Origin of the sequence: Marinobacter sp. Hex_13, assembly GCF_001566815.1 — a bacterium.
GTDB classification, from domain to species: Bacteria; Pseudomonadota; Gammaproteobacteria; order Pseudomonadales; family Oleiphilaceae; genus Marinobacter; species Marinobacter salarius.
Genome location: NZ_LSMM01000082.1, coordinates 1 through 18,431, shown reverse-complemented (window position 1 = coordinate 18,431; position 18,431 = coordinate 1). Strand labels below are relative to the sequence as shown.

Genomic DNA, 18,431 nt, shown 5'->3' with positions numbered 1-18,431 from the left:
TTGGCAATCCGATCGGGAATATTGGGCTCAATCCATCGCCAATTGAATTTAAAACACCCAAATGCAACGAACCCCGGAAAACCGGGGTTCGTCAGCAATCTGAGCCCGCTCTGCGGGCTTTTTTGTTTTTTTGCTCAAGTGGTTAGCGAGCTAACCCTTGCTTTATTTATATCGCAAAGTGGTCTATGTTTTAAGGCGAAAGTGAGGAGTGTCCGTTTCGTTACGCGGGCCCAAAAAAGCAATAATGAACAGATAAGGGAAAAGTCATGGCACTGAAACAGAAATTTTCCGCACTTGCAGTTGCAGCAGCGGTCAGCCTTGGAACCGCCTCGACAGCGGTTACCGCGCAGGAGCAGAAATTTGTCACCATCGGTACCGGGGGCGTAACCGGTGTGTACTATCCGGCTGGTGGTGCGATTTGTCGCCTGGTTAACATGGATCGTAAGGAACATGGTATTCGCTGCTCTGTAGAGAGCACCGGTGGTTCGGTCTATAACCTGAACGCGATTCGCCAGGGTGAGCTGGACCTGGCGGTAGCCCAGTCTGACTGGCAGTACCACGCCTACAACGGCACCAGCCAGTTCGAGGAAGACGGAAAGAACGAGAAGCTGCGTGCTGTATTCTCGCTGCACCCCGAGCCATTCACGGTGGTTGCCAGCAAGGGGTCTGGTATCAAGACGTTTGAAGATCTTGCAGGCAAGCGCGTGTCCGTCGGTAACCCCGGTTCCGGCCAGCGCGCCACAGCAGAAGTGCTGATGGACGAAATGGGCTGGACCATGGACAAGTTCTCGCTTCCGGCGGAACTGAAGGCTGCGGAGCAATCCCAGGCTCTGTGTGATGGCAATATTGATGCATTCTTCTACACCGTTGGGCACCCCTCCGGTGCGATCAAGGAAGCGACCACGTCCTGTGACAGTGTGATCGTCAGCGTCAATAACGAAGCGACCAAGAAGCTGGTTGCAGACAACCCATACTACCGTGAAGCGGTGATCCCGGGTGGTATGTATCGTGGTTCTGACGATGACGTGACCACGTTTGGTGTGGCGGCAACGTTTGTCTCGTCTACCGAGGTATCTGAGGACGTAGTGTACGAAGTGGTCAAGGCTGTATTCGAGAACTTTGACAGCTTCAAGCGCCTGCACCCTGCGTTTGCCAACCTGAAGAAAGAAGAAATGGTATCCGACGCGTTGAGTGCACCTCTGCACCCGGGCGCGGCGAAGTACTACAAAGAAGCCGGCCTGATCGACTGATCCTGTAACCGGTAAAACGACACCGCGGGCAGGCCTGCCCGCGGTGTTCTGATCTCCGACCCGCTATATTCTTACAGGACCCAGCTATGACCAATAGCGAACCGAGAGCCGGGGATACCATCGACAGCAAGAAGGTTGCAGAGGTTCTCCAAACCGAGACCGGTGGAAGGGCTGCGACCGGTACGGCTGCAAAGATTCTCTTTGTTGTCCCTCTGCTCTGGTCCCTCTTTCAGCTATGGATAGCGTCACCGCTCCCCTACATTGTTGAGTTCGGTGTTTTTAACTCGACGGAAGCAAGATCCATTCATCTCGCCTTTGCAGCGTTCCTCGCGTTTGCGGCTTATCCCATGATTCGTGGCAGGAATGTTGACCACGTACCGGTTTACGACTGGATTCTTGCCCTGGCTGCCGCTTTTGCAGCCTCTTATCTGTACCTGTTTTATGACCAGCTTGCGACGCGTCCGGGCTCGCCGATTACCCAGGACCTGATCATTGCACTTGGTGGTCTGGTACTGCTTCTGGAAGCAACTCGCCGCGCACTGGGGCTGCCGCTGACCATCGTTGCTGGTGTGTTCCTTATTTACGCGCTGGCCGGCCCCTATATGCCGGATGTGATTTCCCACAAGGGGGCCAGTCTGAGCAAGCTGTCTTCCCATATGTGGCTGGGTACGGAAGGCGTGTTTGGTGTCGCCCTTGGCGTGTCCACCAGTTTTGTCTTCCTGTTTGTGTTATTCGGTGCGCTGCTGGAACGGGCAGGGGCGGGCAACTACTTTATCCAGGTTGCCTACGCCATGCTCGGGCACATGCGCGGCGGTCCCGCCAAGGCCGCGGTGGTATCCAGTGGTCTGAGCGGTGTGATTTCAGGTTCGTCCATCGCCAACGTGGTGACAACCGGCACCTTTACCATCCCCCTGATGAAGCGGGTTGGTTTCCCCGCTACCAAGGCGGGTGCTGTTGAGGTAGCTGCATCCACTAACGGTCAGTTGACGCCTCCCATTATGGGCGCGGCAGCCTTCCTGATGGTTGAGTACGTGGGCATTTCCTACCTGGAAGTGATCAAACACGCCATCCTGCCAGCGCTGATCTCCTACGTGGCGTTGATTTACATCGTTCACCTTGAGGCCTGTAAGCTCAAGATGAAGGGTATTGAACGTCCGAATCGCCCGACTCTCGCGCAGCGTATGCTGAACTGGGTTGTGATCCTGATTGGCCTGAGTGCTCTCACGTTCATCGTGTATTACGGCATTGGATGGTTGAAGGTGGTTCTGGGCGAAGCCGCTGTGTGGGTTCTCGGGCCGCTTCTGCTGTTCATTTACATCGGGCTGGTCTGGTACTCCACCCGCTTTCCGGAACTGGCTCAGGACGATCCTGAATCCTCAATGGATACACTGCCTGACGTGGGGCCAACGGTTAAGACCGGCCTGTACTTCCTGTTGCCAGTGGTGGTCCTGGTCTGGTGCCTGACTGTTGAGCGGTTTTCGCCCCAGCTATCAGCATTCTGGGCCACGGTGTTTATGATTTTCATCGTGATCACTCAGCAGCCACTGAAAGCGTTTTTCCGCAAAAAAGGTCACTTCCTTGCGGAAACAAAAACCGGCCTCGTTGACCTCACCCTCTCGCTGGTAACTGGCGCGAGGAATATGGTTGGTATCGGTGTGGCGACTGCCACCGCCGGCATTGTGGTGGGCACGGTGACGCTGACAGGCATTGGCCTGGTGATGACCCAGTTTGTGGAGTTCATCTCCGGCGGCAACCTGTTGCTGATGCTGGTTTTCACAGCGATTATCAGTCTGATTCTGGGTATGGGGCTTCCTACGACCGCCAACTACATCGTGGTTTCCACCCTGATGGCCCCGGTTATCGTGACACTGGGTGCCCAGAACGGCTTGTTGGTGCCTTTGATTGCTGTCCACCTGTTCGTGTTCTATTTCGGCATACTGGCGGATGATACGCCGCCCGTGGGGCTGGCCGCCTACGCGGCGGCGGCTATATCAGGGGCGGACCCGATACGAACGGGTGTGCAGGGCTTCACGTACGATATTCGGACAGCGATTCTGCCCTTCATGTTCATCTTCAACACCCAGTTGTTGTTGATTGGCCTGACGGGTTGGGTGGATTTGCTGGTGACGGTTGCCAGTGCGGTGACGGCCATGCTGGTCTTCTCGGCGGCCACTCAGGGTTACTGGTTTACCAAGAGCTACAAGTGGGAGTCGGCTCTGCTGCTGCTGATCACGTTTACCCTGTTCCGTCCAGGTTATTGGTGGGACATGGTCTACCCGGCAACGCAGGACAGGCCGGGTACCGAGGTGATTGAGCATATTGAAAATGTGCCCGCAGGCGAGTCCCTGGTAGTGCAGGCATCGGGCATGTCCCTGAGTGGTGACGAGGTTTCCACTTATCTCAGTCTGGAGCTACCCGCAGCGGAATCCCCGGAGGCGAGACTGGCGAGCGCTGGCCTTGAGCTGTCGCGTCAGGACGACACGATGGTGGTGGATTTCGTTGGCTATGGTAGCCAGGCAGAGAACGCCGGCGTCAGCTTCGGCTGGACCATTGATGCCGTGCAGGTTGAGAATGAGCGCCCGCCGAAGGAACTTATGTTCATTCCCGCGCTTATACTGCTTGGTCTTGTCGCGTTCGGCCAATTGCGGCGACGCACACCCGAAGAGGCCAGCGCCTACGGCTGACTCTTTTCCCCTTAAAAGCCCGGCATTAACCTGCCGGGCTTTTTTCTGTTAAACTCCTGCGCGCAACGGTCCGCGGTTTGTATCGCGGCCAACCGTCAACATGTGGTCTTTGGTACGGATCACCTCTGAGTCCCTAGGAGCCTACTATGCCTGTTGTTACCCTGCCGGATGGCAGTCACCGCAGTTTTGCCGAATCTGTTACCGTTCACGATGTCGCCGCAGACATCGGTGCCGGGCTTGCCAAGGCCGCCATTGCCGGCCGTGTAAATGGCCAACTGGTCGATACCAGCTTCCCGATTGAAGAAGACGCTGAGCTTGCCATTGTCACCGAGCGTGATGAAGACGGCGTCGACATTATCCGCCACTCCACCGCACATCTCCTGGCCATGGCGGTCAAGGAACTGTTTCCTTCCGCTCAGGTGACTATTGGTCCGGTTGTGGACAACGGGTTCTATTACGATTTCAAATTCGACCGGCCGTTCACCAATGAAGATCTGAGCCGGATCGAAAAGCGCATGGAAGAGCTGGTCAAGCAGGATATTCCGGTTTCCCGATCGGTCATGTCCCGTGACGAAGCTGTCCGTCTGTTTGATGAGATGGGCGAGGAATACAAGGTTCGCATCATTGAGGATATTCCCGGCGAGGAAGATCTGTCCTTCTACCGCCAGGGTGACTTTATCGATCTGTGTCGGGGCCCTCACGTGCCCAACACCGGCAAGCTCAAGGCCTTCAAGCTGACCAAGGTTGCCGGCGCCTACTGGCGCGGCGATACCAGCAACGAGCAGTTGCAGAGGGTGTATGGCACTGCCTGGGGCAACAAGAAAGACCTGAAGGCCTATCTGCATCGCCTGGAAGAGGCCGAGAAGCGCGACCACCGCAAGATCGGCAAGAAATTGAGCCTGTTCCACATGCAGGAAGAGGCCCCGGGCATGGTGTTCTGGCATCCGGATGGCTGGTCCCTGTATCAGGAGATCGAGCAGTACATGCGTCGCAAGCAGCATGAGCATGGTTACCAGGAGATCAAGACGCCGCAGGTGGTTTCCAGGGCGCTTTGGGAAAAGTCAGGGCACTGGGACAAGTTCAAGGACGACATGTTTACCACGGAGTCCGAGAAGCACGATTACGCCATCAAACCGATGAACTGTCCTTGCCATGTGCAGGTTTTCAACCAGGGCCTGAAAAGCTACAAGGACCTGCCTCTGCGTCTGGCCGAGTTCGGTTCCTGTCACCGTAACGAGGCGTCTGGTGCCTTGCATGGTTTGATGCGGGTTCGCGGATTTACCCAGGACGATGCCCACATATTCTGCGAAGAGAATGCCATTCAGCAGGAAGTGTCTGACTTTATCGGCATGCTCCACGAGATTTATGCGGATTTCGGGTTTACGGAGATTCTTTACAAGCTCTCAACCCGTCCTGAAAAGCGGGTTGGCTCGGACGAAGTCTGGGACAAAGCGGAAGCCGCGCTGGAAGAAGCATTGAACCGGGAAGGCGTTGATTGGGAGCTTTTGCCGGGTGAGGGCGCCTTTTATGGCCCGAAAATCGAGTTTTCGCTGAAAGACTGCATCGGACGGGTGTGGCAATGTGGTACCATTCAGGTCGATTTTTCCATGCCGGGACGGCTGGGTGCCCAATATGTGGCAGATAACTCCGAGCGCAAGACGCCGGTGATGTTGCACAGGGCGGTTCTTGGTTCGTTCGAGCGCTTTATTGGTATTCTCATCGAGGAATACGAGGGTGCTTTCCCGACATGGCTTGCGCCAACGCAGATCGCGGTGCTGAATATTACCGACAATCAGCGGGATTATTGCCAGAATCTTGCGAAAAAGTGGGATTCCCTTGGCTATAGGGTTAATGCTGACTTGAGAAACGAGAAGATCGGCTTTAAAATCCGCGAGCATACTATTAACAAAGTTCCCTTCCTTGTTGTTATCGGCGACAAAGAAGTTGAAAACAACGCCGTTGCGGTGAGAACCCGCAAGGGTGAGGATCTGGGAACTTTATCGCTGGAAGCGTTTGAGCAGCTGATGGCTGACGAAATCAATCGCAAAGGCAGAACCAAAACGGAGATCTGATTATTAAACAGCGAGCGAATCGGGGGCGCACTCCAAAAGCGCCGATCAACGAGAACATTGACGCAACTGAAGTCCGTCTGATCGATGCCGAAGGCAATCAGGTCGGTGTCGTACCGATTGAAGATGCACTCAAGCAGGCTGAAGAAGCGTCTCTTGACCTGGTTCAGGTTACGGATTCCGATCCGATCGTCTGTAAGATAATGGACTACGGCAAGAAAATCTTCGATGAGAAGAAGGCCAAAGCGGCTGCCAAGAAAAAGCAGAAGCAGACGCAGGTCAAAGAGCTTAAGTTCCGGCCAGGAACTGAAGAAGGGGATTATCAGGTCAAACTACGCAACCTGGTACGTTTCCTTGAAAACGGGGACCGCGGCAAAATCACTATCCGCTTCCGTGGACGTGAGATGGCACACCAGGAAATTGGTATGAAGCTCATGAACAGGATCGAAGTGGATATTGAAGAGCTTGCCCAGGTAGAACAGCGGCCGAAAATGGAAGGCCGCCAGATGACCATGGTAGTGGCCCCCCGTAAAAAGAAGTGAACCTGATCCGGTGCTGATCCCCCGCGGTCGCGGGGGATTTGTCGTTCAGGGGCACATTGATATCACTTAAAAACAGAATGCGGAGTTTTAAAAATGCCCAAGATGAAAACCAAAAGCGGGGCCACCAAGCGGTTCAAGAAGACCGCTACTGGCTTTAAGCATAAGCAGTCCTTCACCAGTCATATCTTGACCAAGAAGAGCCCGAAGCGTAAGCGTCAGCTCCGTGGTACCAAGTTGATTGCCAAGTCCGATGTGGCTTCAATCAAACGTATGACGGCGTGCTGATTCAGCCGCTAGCCATTTCTTTTTAGGTTTAAAGGTAGAAGGATTAACGTATGCCTCGCGTAAAACGTGGTGTGGTTGCACGCCGTCGTCATAAAAAGATTCTCAGTCAGGCCAAGGGTTATTACGGAGCGCGTAGCCGCGTCTTCCGCGTAGCCAAACAGGCGGTTATCAAGGCCGGTCAGTACGCTTACCGTGACCGTCGTAACCGTAAGCGCTCGTTCCGCGCACTGTGGATTGCCCGTATCAATGCTGGCGCCCGTGCCAACGGCCTGTCTTACAGCCGTCTGATTGCTGGCCTGAAGAAGGCCAATGTTGAGATCGACCGTAAAGTTCTGGCCGACCTGGCCATGAACGAGCAGCAGGCGTTTACCGCTGTTGTTGAGAAGGCCAAAGCGTCTCTGTGATCGCTTAGCTCTTTCATCGGTTAACCGATCGATTCAGGCGTCTCCATGGGTTCATGAAGACGCCTTCTGATAGGGGAAGGGCGCGCTCTTCCCCTATTTTTGTTTAGAGTGATTCCATTTCTGGATTGGAGCAGGGTCAATGGAAAACCTGGATCAACTCGTTCAGGACGGCCTGGCGGCGGTTGAAAGTGCCGACAGTTTGCAGGCACTGGATCAGATTCGTGTTGAATACCTTGGCAAGAAGGGTGTGATCACCCAGCAGGCGAAGACACTGGGTAAGCTGTCTGCGGAAGAACGTCCCGCCGCCGGCCAGAAGATCAACGACGCCAAGGGGCAGGTGGAGCAGGCTATCAACGCCCGCCGTACAGACCTTGAGCGCGCCGCCATCGAGCAAAAACTCGCCAGTGAATCCATTGATGTGACGCTTCCCGGGCGAGGCCAGGATCTGGGTGGTTTGCATCCGGTTACCCGCACCCTTCAGCGTATTGAGCAATTTTTCTCCCGCGCGGGCTATACCGTGGAGCAGGGGCCGGAAATCGAAGACGACTATCACAACTTCGAAGCTCTCAACATTCCCGGCCACCATCCGGCCCGCGCCATGCATGACACGTTTTACTTCAATCCCGGCACATTGCTGCGAACCCACACCTCACCGGTTCAGATTCGCACCATGGAAGATGGCAAGCCACCTTTTCGGATGATTTGCCCCGGCCGCGTCTACCGCTGTGACTCGGATATGACCCACACTCCCATGTTTCACCAGGTGGAAGGGTTGTTGGTCGAAAAAGACGTGAGCTTTGCGGACTTGAAGAGCACCGTTGAGGAATTCCTGCGGGTATTCTTCGAGCGCGACCTGGAAGTGCGATTCCGCCCATCCTATTTCCCGTTCACGGAGCCGTCCGCCGAGGTGGATATCGAGTGGGGGCGCGAAGAGGATGGCAGCATCAAGTGGCTGGAAGTGATGGGTTGCGGCATGGTTCACCCCAAGGTATTCGAGCATTGCGGTATCGATGCCGAGGAATATCGTGGCTTTGCGTTTGGTCTGGGCGTAGAGCGCCTTGCCATGCTTCGCTATGGCGTGAATGACCTGCGCATGTTCTTTGAGAACGACCTCCGCTTTCTGCGGCAGTTCCGTTGAACACGCCATCAAGGTAAACGATCTAACAGGCAACACCGCATCAGGACAAGGCAGATACCATGAAATTCAGTGAACAGTGGCTACGTGAATGGGTCAATCCGGCGAATGATACCCAGGCATTGATGGATCAGATCACCATGGCGGGTCTGGAAGTTGACGGATTTGAGCCGGTAGCCGGCAAGTTCAGTGGCATTGTTGTGGGTGAGGTTGTGTCGGTATCGCCTCATCCCGATGCGGATAAGCTTCGGGTTTGTCAGGTCAGTGATGGTGCTCAAACGGTACAGGTGGTTTGCGGTGCGCCCAACGTGCGCGACGGCCTGAAAGTGCCGTTTGCCGTCGTCGGAGCGGTGTTGCCGGGCGACTTCAAGATCAAGAAGGCCAAGCTGCGTGGGCAACCTTCGGAAGGAATGCTGTGCTCAGAGTCAGAGCTTGGCCTTTCGGATAGCCATGACGGCCTGATGGAGTTGCCGGACGATGCGCCGGTAGGCCAGGAGCTGAGTGAGTTTCTCAAGTTGAACGACGTCACCATCGACGTGGATCTGACGCCGAATCGCAGTGATTGCCTGTCAATCAAAGGGATCGCCCGGGAAGTCGGGGTACTGAACAGCCTTGTGGTTGAGGGGCCGGAAATTCTCCCCGTGGAAGCAGTGCACTCAGAGGTGCCTGACATCGCCGTGAAAGACCCCGAAGGCTGCCCCCGGTATCTGGGGAGAATCCTGCGCAACGTGGACCTTAGCATTGAATCCCCACTGTGGATGCAGGAAAAGCTTCGCCGCTCCGGGATCCGCTCTATCGACGCTGCGGTGGATGTTACCAACTATGTGATGCTTGAACTGGGTCAGCCCCTACACGCCTTTGACCGTGAGGAAATAGAGGGTGGCATTGTTGTGCGCCGGGCAGTGCAGGGCGAAAAGTTGGTATTGCTGGATGGACAGGAAGTGGAACTGACCCCGGATACCCTGGTTATCGCGGATCACGCCAAGCCGATAGCGATTGCCGGTGTGATGGGTGGCGAGCATTCCGGAGTGAGTGAGCGAACCCGCGACCTGATCCTTGAGGCTGCCTATTTTGATCCGATTACTCTGGCGGGTAAGGCGCGCCACTATGGCCTTCACACGGACGCTTCACATAGGTTCGAGCGTGGCGTGGACTACGAGCTTGCCCGCGATGCCATGGAGCGTGCAACGGCATTGCTGATGTCCATCGTGGGTGGCGAGCCTGGGGATATTGTCGAGGTTGTCAGCAAGCAGGACTTGCCTGAAGACTGCACGGTGGACCTTCGGGAGACACGTGTTGCCGACGTGTTGGGGCTGGAGATCGACCGCACTACGGTGGAAGAAATTCTGACCCGTCTGGGCCTTCATATCGATAAGCTGCTGAAGGATGGCTGGCGGGTACACGTGCCGAGTTTCCGCCCGGATATCAGTATCGAAGAGGACCTGATCGAAGAAATTGGACGGATATACGGTTACAACAACCTGCCGGTCACGGAACCCACGGGATCACTCGGCCTTCGCCCCCAGGAAGAGGCCGTCCGCCCGGTATCGGCTATCCAGAGCTATTTCGTGGCGTGTGGATACCAGGAAGCGATTACCTACAGCTTTGTAGACCCGAAGGTTCAGGGCCTGATTGATCCAGAGCGGGAAGGCATTGCGCTGGCAAACCCGATTTCGTCGGATCTGTCTGTCATGCGCACGAGTCTCTGGAGCGGACTGCTGAAAACCGTGGCTTACAATCAGAACCGTCAGCAACCTCGAATTCGCCTGTTCGAAACCGGGCTCCGCTTCGTGAAAGACGGCGACCGGATTGATCAGCAGCCCATGCTCGCGGGGGTGATCGCAGGTGGGCAATTGCCAGAGAATTGGGCAAACGGTCGCAGAAACGCCGATTTCTTTGACGTAAAAGGAGAGCTGGAGAGTCTGTTCCAGCTCCTTGGCATCGAGGTTCAGTTCCTTGCCAGTCAGCATCCCGCATTGCACCCGGGCCAGACGGCGGAGTTGATGCGGGACGGAGAACATGTAGGCTGGCTGGGCACATTACACCCACAAGTGCAGAAAAAACTGGAACTTAATGGCACGATTCTGATGTTTGAGCTATTCTTGAATTCGGTCGTTTCTGGATATGTGCCTAATTTCAAAGATATTTCAAAATTCCCAGAAGTTCGGCGGGATTTGGCTATTATTATCGGAAGCGACGTGGGGTTTGCAGACGTCGAGCGTGTAGCGAAAAAGCACGCCGGGGAGCACCTCACGGCTTTGCGTGCGTTTGATGTTTATGAAGGTGAAAGCCTGGGTGAAGGCAACCGAAGCCTCGCTCTCAGCCTGTTCTGGCAGCATCCCGAGCGCACACTAAATGAAGAAGAGGTGCATTCGCTCTTCAACGGTGTGATTGACGCACTGCGCGAAGAGTTGGGGGCAACACTGAGGAGTTAGCAGATGGCGGCTTTGACGAAAGCGGAGATGGCAGAGCGGTTGTACGAGGAGTTGGGTCTCAACAAACGTGAAGCCAAGGAAATGGTGGAAGCTTTTTTCGACGAGATCAGAGGCGCTCTCAGCCACAACGAACAGGTGAAGTTGTCGGGATTTGGTAACTTTGATCTGCGTGACAAGAAACAGCGGCCGGGACGGAACCCGAAGACCGGTGAGGAAATTCCGATCAGTGCACGGCGTGTTGTTACGTTCCGCCCGGGACAAAAACTAAAACAGAAAGTAGAAGCGTATGCTGGAACCCAGTCATAACAACGAATTACCCACGATACCGGGGAAGCGTTATTTCACCATTGGTGAAGTTGCCGAACTTTGTGCTGTAAAAGCGCACGTGCTCAGATACTGGGAGCAAGAGTTCCCTCAGCTTTCTCCGGTCAAGCGCCGTGGCAACCGCCGCTACTATCAGCGTGCCGATGTCATTACCATCCGCCAGATCCGCAGCCTGTTGTATGATCAGGGCTACACCATTGGCGGGGCCAAGCAGAAACTCAGCAGCCACGAGGTGAAAGACGATACCTCCCAGTACAAGCAGCTGATCCGGCAGATGATTACCGAACTGGAAGATGTTCTCGACGTGCTCAATACGCCGGTGAAGTGAGACGTTTTGAAGCTGAAAGCCGAAGGTTCGCCTTCGGCTTTTTTGTTGGTGGCAGTCGCCGAAATGAACAAATAGGTCGTATAGTTGACCGACACTCACACCGGAGAACAACAGCATGATTGGATACGTAACGATTGGCGTCAGTGATATGTCCCGAGCCAAGGCTTTCTATTCGGAACTGTTAGGGGATATCGGCGCTAGGGTCCTTCTGGATATGGGCCGCATTGCGTTTATTGGGGAGAGTATGAAGGCGCCGATGCTGGCCGTGTGCACTCCCTACGATGGCGAACCCAATCAACCGGGCAATGGCAATATGGTCGCCATTCACCCAGGGTCCAAGGAGGCGGTAGATGCCCACTACAAGCGAGCGTTGGATTTGGGTGCGAGCTGTGACGGCGAGCCTGGCCAGCGGATCCCTGATCAGTTCTATGGCGCCTACGTGAGAGACCTGGACGGTAACAAGCTGGCCTTCTTCCACTTTGGCTAGCAGTCGTCTGTGAAAACAACAAAGCCCGGGCCTTTCGGCCCGGGCTTTGTGTAGGGAATTTGGTCGGGACGGTAGGATTTGAACCTACGACCCCTTGCACCCCATGCAAGTGCGCTACCAAGCTGCGCTACGCCCCGAAATTGCCAGTGGCCAGAGAGAAACTTGAGAGATATCTCAGTGGCTTAGCGGGAGCGAAGTCTACACCAGCCTCGGATAAAAATAAACATCCAATCGCCGAATTCTTCGGGCATTTCTATCGCAGTTTGGTTTCTCGAAGCTGACGAATAAACTCCGGCGGATCGAAGCTGTCCGGGGTAGCGTTCGGCCAGTAGGTATCAAACACTCTTTCACCGGTCTCTCCTTCCAGAAGGGCACCCGGCTCCAGAAAAGGAAACAGGTCCATATAGGAATGGGTTTCCGTCTTGGAGGTGCGGCGGATGATGTGTTCCGGCCCAAGTTCGGAGGGGTGCTTGAGTCCTGACGCCTCAAGCAGGTTCATCAAGGCTTCCAGGGTGTTCTTGTGATAGTTGTAAACACGCTGGCTCTTATCCTGAACATCAAGCTTTTTGCTTCGCCTTGGGTCTTGGGTTGCAACTCCGCTGGGGCATTTTCCTGTATGGCAACTGAGCGCCTGTATGCAGCCGAGCGAGAACATATAACCCCTTGCCGCGTTACACCAGTCTGCCCCCAGGGCCAGGGTCCGGGCTATGTTGAATGCTGAGGTGATCTTGCCCGCAGCGCCAATGGCAATGTGTTCGCGCAGGTTGGTGCCCACGAGTGTGTTGTGTACCAGCAACAGGGCTTCCGTCATGGGGGTTCCAATACGGTTGATGAACTCCAGAGGAGCCGCGCCGGTGCCGCCTTCACCGCCATCCACAACGATGAAATCAGGTGTTTTTCCTGTCTCCAGCATGGCCTTGACGATGGCGAACCACTCCCAGGGATGGCCTATAGCCAGTTTGAAGCCCACCGGTTTGCCGCCCGATAGCTCACGAAGTTTCTCCAGAAACTCGAGAAATTCCCTGGGTGTGGAGAATGCTGAATGGCTTGCGGGGGAAACGACATCCTTGCCAGCTTCGACGCCGCGGGCCTCGGCAATTTCCGGTGTCACTTTCTCGCCGGGAAGAATGCCCCCATGTCCAGGTTTGGCACCCTGGGATAGTTTGACCTCTATCATTTTTACCTGGTCGAGAGTGGCATTGCGGGCGAACCTCTCTTCGTTGAAAGTGCCGTCTTCGTTGCGACATCCGAAGTATCCGGAACCAATTTCCCAGACCAGATCTCCGCCTGGTTCCCGGTGATAGCGGGATATGGAGCCTTCGCCGGTATCGTGATAGAAGTTCCCCATTTTTGCGCCAGCATTGAGGCTCAGGATGGCATTGGCCGACAACGAGCCAAAACTCATCGCCGAGATGTTGAAGACGCTGGCGTTATAGGGCTTGGCGCACTGTTTGCCAATCACGATCCGGAAGTCAGCGTCTTTCAGTGCAGAAGGCTGGAGGGAATGGTTGATCCACTCAAAACCCTCGTCATACATACCTAACTGTGAGCCGAAAGGGCGCTTGTCGAGCACGTTCTTGGCTCGCTGGTAAACGATGGTGCGCTGTTCACGTGAAAAGGGGCGTTCGTCGGTGTCGGACTGGATGAAGTACTGGCGTATTTCCGGGCCAATCGATTCAAGAAAATACCGAAAATGGGCAAGGATGGGGTAATTTCGGCTAACAGTGCGTTTACGCTGAAGCAGATCCCATGTGCCGGTTGCCGCCAATCCCCCGAGCAGGACGGGGACGACATAAAACCAGCCCCCCCAGATGGTACTGGCCAGTAGAGAAACGATAAAGCCAGTCAGGCTCAGCGCATAAAGCGTATATCGGAAGGGGAAGGTTTCGGTTTTAGCCATAAACTCCTCTGAGTGGATGTGCAGTATGTTTGCAGAATATTAACAGCATAAGTGCGGGAGATACGTTCCCGTATGGCAAGACGGATCAAGGAGTAATTTGTACGAACACTGAAATATTGGTCTAAGATTGTTTTCAGGGCGTAAGAGTCCGTTCTTTGATGTTTTGAACTCAAAGCAATAAGATGGCGAGCTTGTAACGTTTGCATCCGAATATTGAAGAGATTTTCACCAACAGGAGGCTCAAAACGTGGGCGACGTTGTAAAAGACGAGTACCAGACGGATTACGTCGCAGGCCAGGATAATATTAATCCGTTTGGCCTGGACCTACACGCGCCAGTTTTTCCGATTACAGCAATAATCGTTGTTGCGTTTGTAATCGGGACGCTGATTTTCCCGGGAGAGGCGAAGGAGCTCCTCGACGGCGCCAAATGGTGGACCATCGCACAATTTGACTGGTTTTTCCTGATCAGTGCCAACATTTTTGTCGTTGTCTCCCTTGCTCTTATATTCATGCCCGTTGGCAAAATCCGCATCGGCGGGATGGACGCCAAGCCAGAATTTTCGACGATGTCGTGGTTTGCCATGCTCTTTGCAGCAGGTATGGGTATCGGTCTCATGTTCTGGGCCGTTGCCGAGCCAGTCGCCTACTACACGGGCTGGTATGAAACGCCGCTCGGCGTTGAGGCCAATACGGCCGAGGGCGCGCGGTTGGCCATGGGTGCGACCATGTATCACTGGGGTCTGCATCCCTGGGCAATCTACGCGATTGTGGCTCTGTCTCTGGCGTTTTTCGCCTACAACAAGAACATGCCGCTGACCATTCGCTCTGCGTTCTTCCCACTGCTCCGTGATAGGGTTTGGGGCTGGCCCGGTCATATCATTGATATCCTGGCGGTGGTGGCAACCATTTTTGGTCTCGCCACGTCTCTTGGTTTTGGTGCGCAACAGGCTGCTTCCGGCCTGGATTACCTGTTCGGGATTTCGTCAGGTATCAACGTGCAGATGGCGATTATTACCGGCGTGACGGCTCTTGCCCTGATTTCAGTGCTGCGAGGCCTCGACGGTGGCGTTAAGATCCTGAGTAACGTCAACATGTCACTGGCCGGCATTCTGTTGTTCTTTATCATCTTCGCCGGTCCGACCATGACCATTTTCGAAACCATCTGGGTGACCTCATCCAGCTACGTCGGCAATGCGCTGGCACTCAGCAATCCGTTTGGTCGTGAAGATGAAGCCTGGTTCCATGGCTGGACGGTCTTCTACTGGGCGTGGTGGATTTCCTGGTCGCCGTTCGTTGGTATGTTTATCGCTCGCGTATCCAAGGGCCGCACGGTTCGTGAATTCGTGACTGCGGTACTGATCGTGCCGACTGTTATTACCGTGGTTTGGATGAGTGCATTTGGCGGTTCCGCTCTGGAGCAGATCCAGGACGGCATTGGTGCTCTGGCTGAGAATGGTCTGACGGACGTGTCCCTGGCCATGTTCCAGATGTTCGCTAACCTGCCGTTCGTTGCCATCTCATCCTTCGTGGGTATCGTGCTGGTGCTGGTGTTTTTCGTGACATCGTCTGATTCCGGCTCGTTGGTTGTGGACAGCATTACCGCGGGCGGTAAAACCGACGCTCCGACTGCGCAGCGTGTGTTCTGGGTAGTAATGGAAGGTGCCATTGCCGCAGCACTGATCTTCGGTGGCGGCGAAGACGCACTGGGCGCGATTCAAGCAGCTGCCATTACGGCAGGGCTTCCGTTTACAGCCGTGTTGCTGGTCATGACCTGGGGGCTGCTGAAAGGCCTCACCCATGAGCGCAAGCTGCTGATTGCCGAAGGTAAGCTCTGAGAAGTGTGAGAAAGTAAAAAAACCGGGGTTCGCCCCGGTTTTTTTGTGCCTGCTATTTGAAGGTCAGGTTTTGGACGTGAAGGTATCCATAGCGAATGCGGCTCTTTCTTCCGGGGTGAAGTGCGTCCTTCGGAGGGCTTCGATCTGCCTCAGGCGCGGCAACAGACCGCGACCATTGGCCATCTGGATGGCCAGGCCGGGGCGGGCGTTCAGCTCAAGCAGCAAAGGCCCTTCGTTTGCGTCCACGACCAGATCGACACCCATATATCCCAGCCCGGTTGCCTCGTAGCATCGTGATGCCATTACCAGCATTTCCTGCCAGTCATCAATCACCAGGTTCTCCAGGGCGAGGCCTGTATCGGGATGCAGGGTGATCGGTCGATTGAACTGTACCGCATTCAGGCTGTGGCCATTGGCGATATTGAGTCCAACACCTACGGCACCCTGGTGTAGATTAGCCTTACCATCTGAAGCGGTTGTAGCCAGCCGAAGCATTGCCATCACGGGGTAGCCCTGAAAAACGACGATGCGGATATCTGGTACACCCTGGAAGGAATACTTGGCGAGTGATGGAATCGATTCCACCAGGTTCTCGACAATGGCGACGTCGGGCGTGCCGGCCAGCGAGTAGAGCCCGGCAAGAATGTTGGACAGGTGGCGCTCAAGGTGGCTCGAGGATACCCGCGAGCCCGACGCCTTGACGTAATCGTTATCGTCCCGGCCGGTAATCACGGTAATCCCTTTACCTCCGGAACCCTTGGCCGGTTTGATGGCAAAGCCGTCCAGGTCCTCTGCCATTTCCCGGAAATGGGAGATTTCGTGTTGCTGACGCACCACCTGCAGCAGCCTGGGGGTGCGAACATCGTATTCGGCAACCACCAGCTTGGTTTTGAGTTTGTTGTCCACCAAGGGGTATGAAGAACGGCTATTGTACCGCGCAATGTAGTCCACATTGCGCCGGTTCATGTTCAGCATGCCCAGTTGGTTCAGCTTGAAGGGCGAAATCCAGCCCATCAGTTATACGCCTTCATCGGATAAAAACGACGGAGCTCTGTGAGCTTGTAGCCCGTGTACTGTCCCATCAGCAGGATCAGCCCCAAAACCACGAAATGAAGTTCCGGGAAATTAAACGTCAGGTGGCTCGCCAGGGGCGCGCTCATAATCAGAAATGCGCAGACTGCGACAAACAAACTGCCGGCTCCCTGAACAAACACCTCCCGGGCGCCTTCCTCTTCCCAGAGTATGGACATGCGCTCTATCGTCCAGGCGATAATCACCATGGGGAAGAAGGTAACCGTCATCCCCGTGTTGAAGCCCATTTGATAACCCGCGATGCTCAGCCCGGCCGTGATAAAGATCACGAGAATGATCAGCGCGGATATTCGCGAGACCAGCAGCAGGTTAAGGCTCGACAGGTAGCCACGCATGAGCAGGCCAATGGCCACCACGGAAATAAAGGCTATCAGCCCCGGAATCAGTGTCGTCTGCACAAAGGCCACGGCGATCAGTATCGGCATGAACGTGCCGGACGTTCGTATGCCGACGACAATTCGCATAAAGGCCACCACGAGCGCCCCAAGGGGAAGCAGCAGAAGCATTCTGAACATGCTTTGCTCTTCAATGGGGAGCTGGTAAAGACTCAGGAAGCCGAGGCCATTCTCGCTGGACTGAGCCTGCGCCAATTGCAGTGCCGGGATGGTTTGCCGAAGCATGGAAAAGCTAACGTCTGAATTGTCACCGCCGACAATATCCAGCAGGGAAGCCGCAGCCTGTCGCCACAGCAGGACATGTTCCGGAAGCCCCTGTTCCGCTGTGCGGGGGTTGAAGGTCAGCCATCGGGAACCGTCATAGATCTGCAGGAATGGACGAAGTTGCTGGCGTCGCCTGGCATCTTCCAGGGCCAGGCCGTCTGCCGTTCGAGCGGGAATGCCTGCATGATTGAGCATCCGGGTCAGCAGATCAATGTAGTTTGCTTCGGACACGAGCAGGGTGGTGTTCTGGGCGCCCTGGTCCGGTTGGAGCAGTTTGATCAGTTCCCGGGTCATGCTCTCAGGCGTGCTGGAGCGTTCAGCGGCCTGTTGCAACAACTCTTCCACGGCTGTTGCCTGAGGTTCTTCCCAGAAGACCGGTTCAGGTTTGGGCGGTCGTTTGGGCTGGCTGCCCAGGGCTCTGTCATCAGGTATCAGTTGAACCTTGAAGTAGAGCGTCTGGGGGCCGCTAACGTTGCGCTTTGACCACTCAGCCCGGCGTTCACCGGAGTCATCCACGATGGAAAAACCGTAACCGGGAGATGCAGCCTGCTCCGAAATAATGCGGAATTGGGGTGGCTGGTCGGGGATGTTCAGGCTGGCGAGTACGGGTTCTCCGGTGCCATCGAAGTCCACTCGGGCCTCAACCATCCAGACCGGCTTTTGCTCCCCCGTAAACCAGGGAATGCCGAGCTCGACGTGCCGCCAAGTGGCTATCGAAATTCCAGCCGCAATAAGAAGGAGGATGGCGAAAAAAAACGGAATGCGTGAGCGGCTACTCAAGGTTGGTCCCCATTTTCTTCGGCTGGCAGTTTGTCGGGCAGTTCGGTGGCGAACTCCTTGCCCACATCAATCAACATGACGTCCCTCAAAATGTTGCGGCCAACCAGCACCGTGTGTGAGAGGTGCTCTCGGTTGGTCAGTGTAAACTCAGCCTGTTGCCGGTGGTTGCCAATCATGAACTGCAACTCCACCACCACACGGCGTTCCGATTCATCGGTGC

At 55.3% G+C, this 18,431-nt stretch carries 16 protein-coding genes and 1 tRNA gene; 12 read left to right on the top strand and 5 right to left on the bottom strand.

Translation table 11 applies throughout. The annotated features are described in order from the left end of the window. The first annotated feature begins 266 nt into the window (after positions 1-266). From AXW11_RS19115 to AXW11_RS19065, 11 genes are all read left to right on the top strand, one after another. Positions 267-1,250: a TAXI family TRAP transporter solute-binding subunit gene (locus AXW11_RS19115; RefSeq protein ID WP_036204607.1), complete on the top strand. Its 984-nt coding sequence runs from the start codon at positions 267-269 to the stop codon at positions 1,248-1,250. An 86-nt stretch (positions 1,251-1,336) separates the two neighbouring features. After that, a complete protein-coding gene (locus tag AXW11_RS19110; protein ID WP_036204608.1) occupies positions 1,337-3,934 on the top strand; it encodes a TRAP transporter permease in 2,598 nt (865 codons plus the stop codon). Positions 3,935-4,080: 146 nt separating this feature from the next. Next, complete coding sequence (thrS, locus tag AXW11_RS19105; RefSeq protein WP_041334741.1) at positions 4,081-6,006, top strand: threonine--tRNA ligase; 1,926 nt, start codon at positions 4,081-4,083, stop codon at positions 6,004-6,006. Continuing rightward, complete coding sequence (gene infC, locus AXW11_RS19100) at positions 6,003-6,545, top strand: translation initiation factor IF-3 (RefSeq protein ID WP_075195579.1); 543 nt, start codon at positions 6,003-6,005, stop codon at positions 6,543-6,545. The genes thrS and infC overlap by 4 nt, the downstream gene beginning before the upstream one ends. 93 nt (positions 6,546-6,638) lie before the next feature. After that, entirely contained in the window at positions 6,639-6,830 is a 192-nt protein-coding gene (gene rpmI, locus AXW11_RS19095; protein ID WP_007151842.1) for a 50S ribosomal protein L35, read from the top strand. A 50-nt stretch (positions 6,831-6,880) separates the two neighbouring features. Further along, positions 6,881-7,234 (top strand): 50S ribosomal protein L20, encoded by a 354-nt coding sequence (gene rplT / locus AXW11_RS19090; protein ID WP_007151841.1) that lies wholly within the window; start codon positions 6,881-6,883, stop codon positions 7,232-7,234. 139 nt (positions 7,235-7,373) lie between these two features. Continuing rightward, positions 7,374-8,372, top strand: coding sequence for a phenylalanine--tRNA ligase subunit alpha (pheS, locus tag AXW11_RS19085; protein WP_036204614.1), 999 nt, complete (start codon positions 7,374-7,376; stop codon positions 8,370-8,372). Between the two features lie 59 nt (positions 8,373-8,431). After that, the gene (gene pheT, locus AXW11_RS19080; RefSeq protein WP_091644478.1) at positions 8,432-10,804 is read left to right on the top strand and encodes a phenylalanine--tRNA ligase subunit beta; all 2,373 of its coding nucleotides are present in this window, start codon (positions 8,432-8,434) and stop codon (positions 10,802-10,804) included. A 3-nt stretch (positions 10,805-10,807) separates the two neighbouring features. Continuing rightward, positions 10,808-11,110 carry an integration host factor subunit alpha gene (gene ihfA / locus AXW11_RS19075; protein ID WP_007151838.1) on the top strand — a complete coding sequence of 101 codons (303 nt, stop codon included), beginning with the start codon at positions 10,808-10,810 and terminating at the stop codon, positions 11,108-11,110. After that, entirely contained in the window at positions 11,091-11,456 is a 366-nt protein-coding gene (locus AXW11_RS19070) for a MerR family transcriptional regulator (RefSeq protein ID WP_036204624.1), read from the top strand. The genes ihfA and AXW11_RS19070 overlap by 20 nt, the downstream gene beginning before the upstream one ends. A gap of 115 nt (positions 11,457-11,571) precedes the next feature. Then, the gene (locus AXW11_RS19065; RefSeq protein WP_041334744.1) at positions 11,572-11,943 is read left to right on the top strand and encodes a VOC family protein; all 372 of its coding nucleotides are present in this window, start codon (positions 11,572-11,574) and stop codon (positions 11,941-11,943) included. A 60-nt stretch (positions 11,944-12,003) separates the two neighbouring features. Here AXW11_RS19065 and AXW11_RS19060 read toward each other — a convergent pair. Both AXW11_RS19060 and AXW11_RS19055 read right to left on the bottom strand, forming a co-directional pair. Beyond that, a tRNA-Pro gene (locus AXW11_RS19060) sits at positions 12,004-12,080 on the bottom strand. Between the two features lie 116 nt (positions 12,081-12,196). Next, positions 12,197-13,843 carry an FMN-binding glutamate synthase family protein gene (locus AXW11_RS19055; RefSeq protein WP_041334747.1) on the bottom strand — a complete coding sequence of 549 codons (1,647 nt, stop codon included), beginning with the start codon at positions 13,841-13,843 and terminating at the stop codon, positions 12,197-12,199. Positions 13,844-14,090: 247 nt separating this feature from the next. On the opposite strand from AXW11_RS19055, the gene AXW11_RS19050 reads away from it, so the two are divergent. After that, entirely contained in the window at positions 14,091-15,680 is a 1,590-nt protein-coding gene (locus AXW11_RS19050) for a BCCT family transporter (RefSeq protein WP_041334750.1), read from the top strand. A 63-nt stretch (positions 15,681-15,743) separates the two neighbouring features. On the opposite strand, the gene AXW11_RS19045 is transcribed toward AXW11_RS19050, so the two are convergent. The 3 genes from AXW11_RS19045 to AXW11_RS19035 form a co-directional block, all read right to left on the bottom strand. Next, a complete protein-coding gene (locus tag AXW11_RS19045; protein ID WP_036206034.1) occupies positions 15,744-16,694 on the bottom strand; it encodes an alpha-L-glutamate ligase-like protein in 951 nt (316 codons plus the stop codon). Further along, entirely contained in the window at positions 16,694-18,211 is a 1,518-nt protein-coding gene (locus AXW11_RS19040) for an inactive transglutaminase family protein (protein ID WP_091644480.1), read from the bottom strand. Before AXW11_RS19040 ends, AXW11_RS19045 begins: the two co-directional genes overlap by 1 nt. After that, on the bottom strand, positions 18,208-18,431 hold a 224-nt coding region (locus tag AXW11_RS19035; RefSeq protein ID WP_286792567.1), incomplete at its 5' end, for a putative ATP-dependent zinc protease. The genes AXW11_RS19035 and AXW11_RS19040, both read right to left, overlap by 4 nt.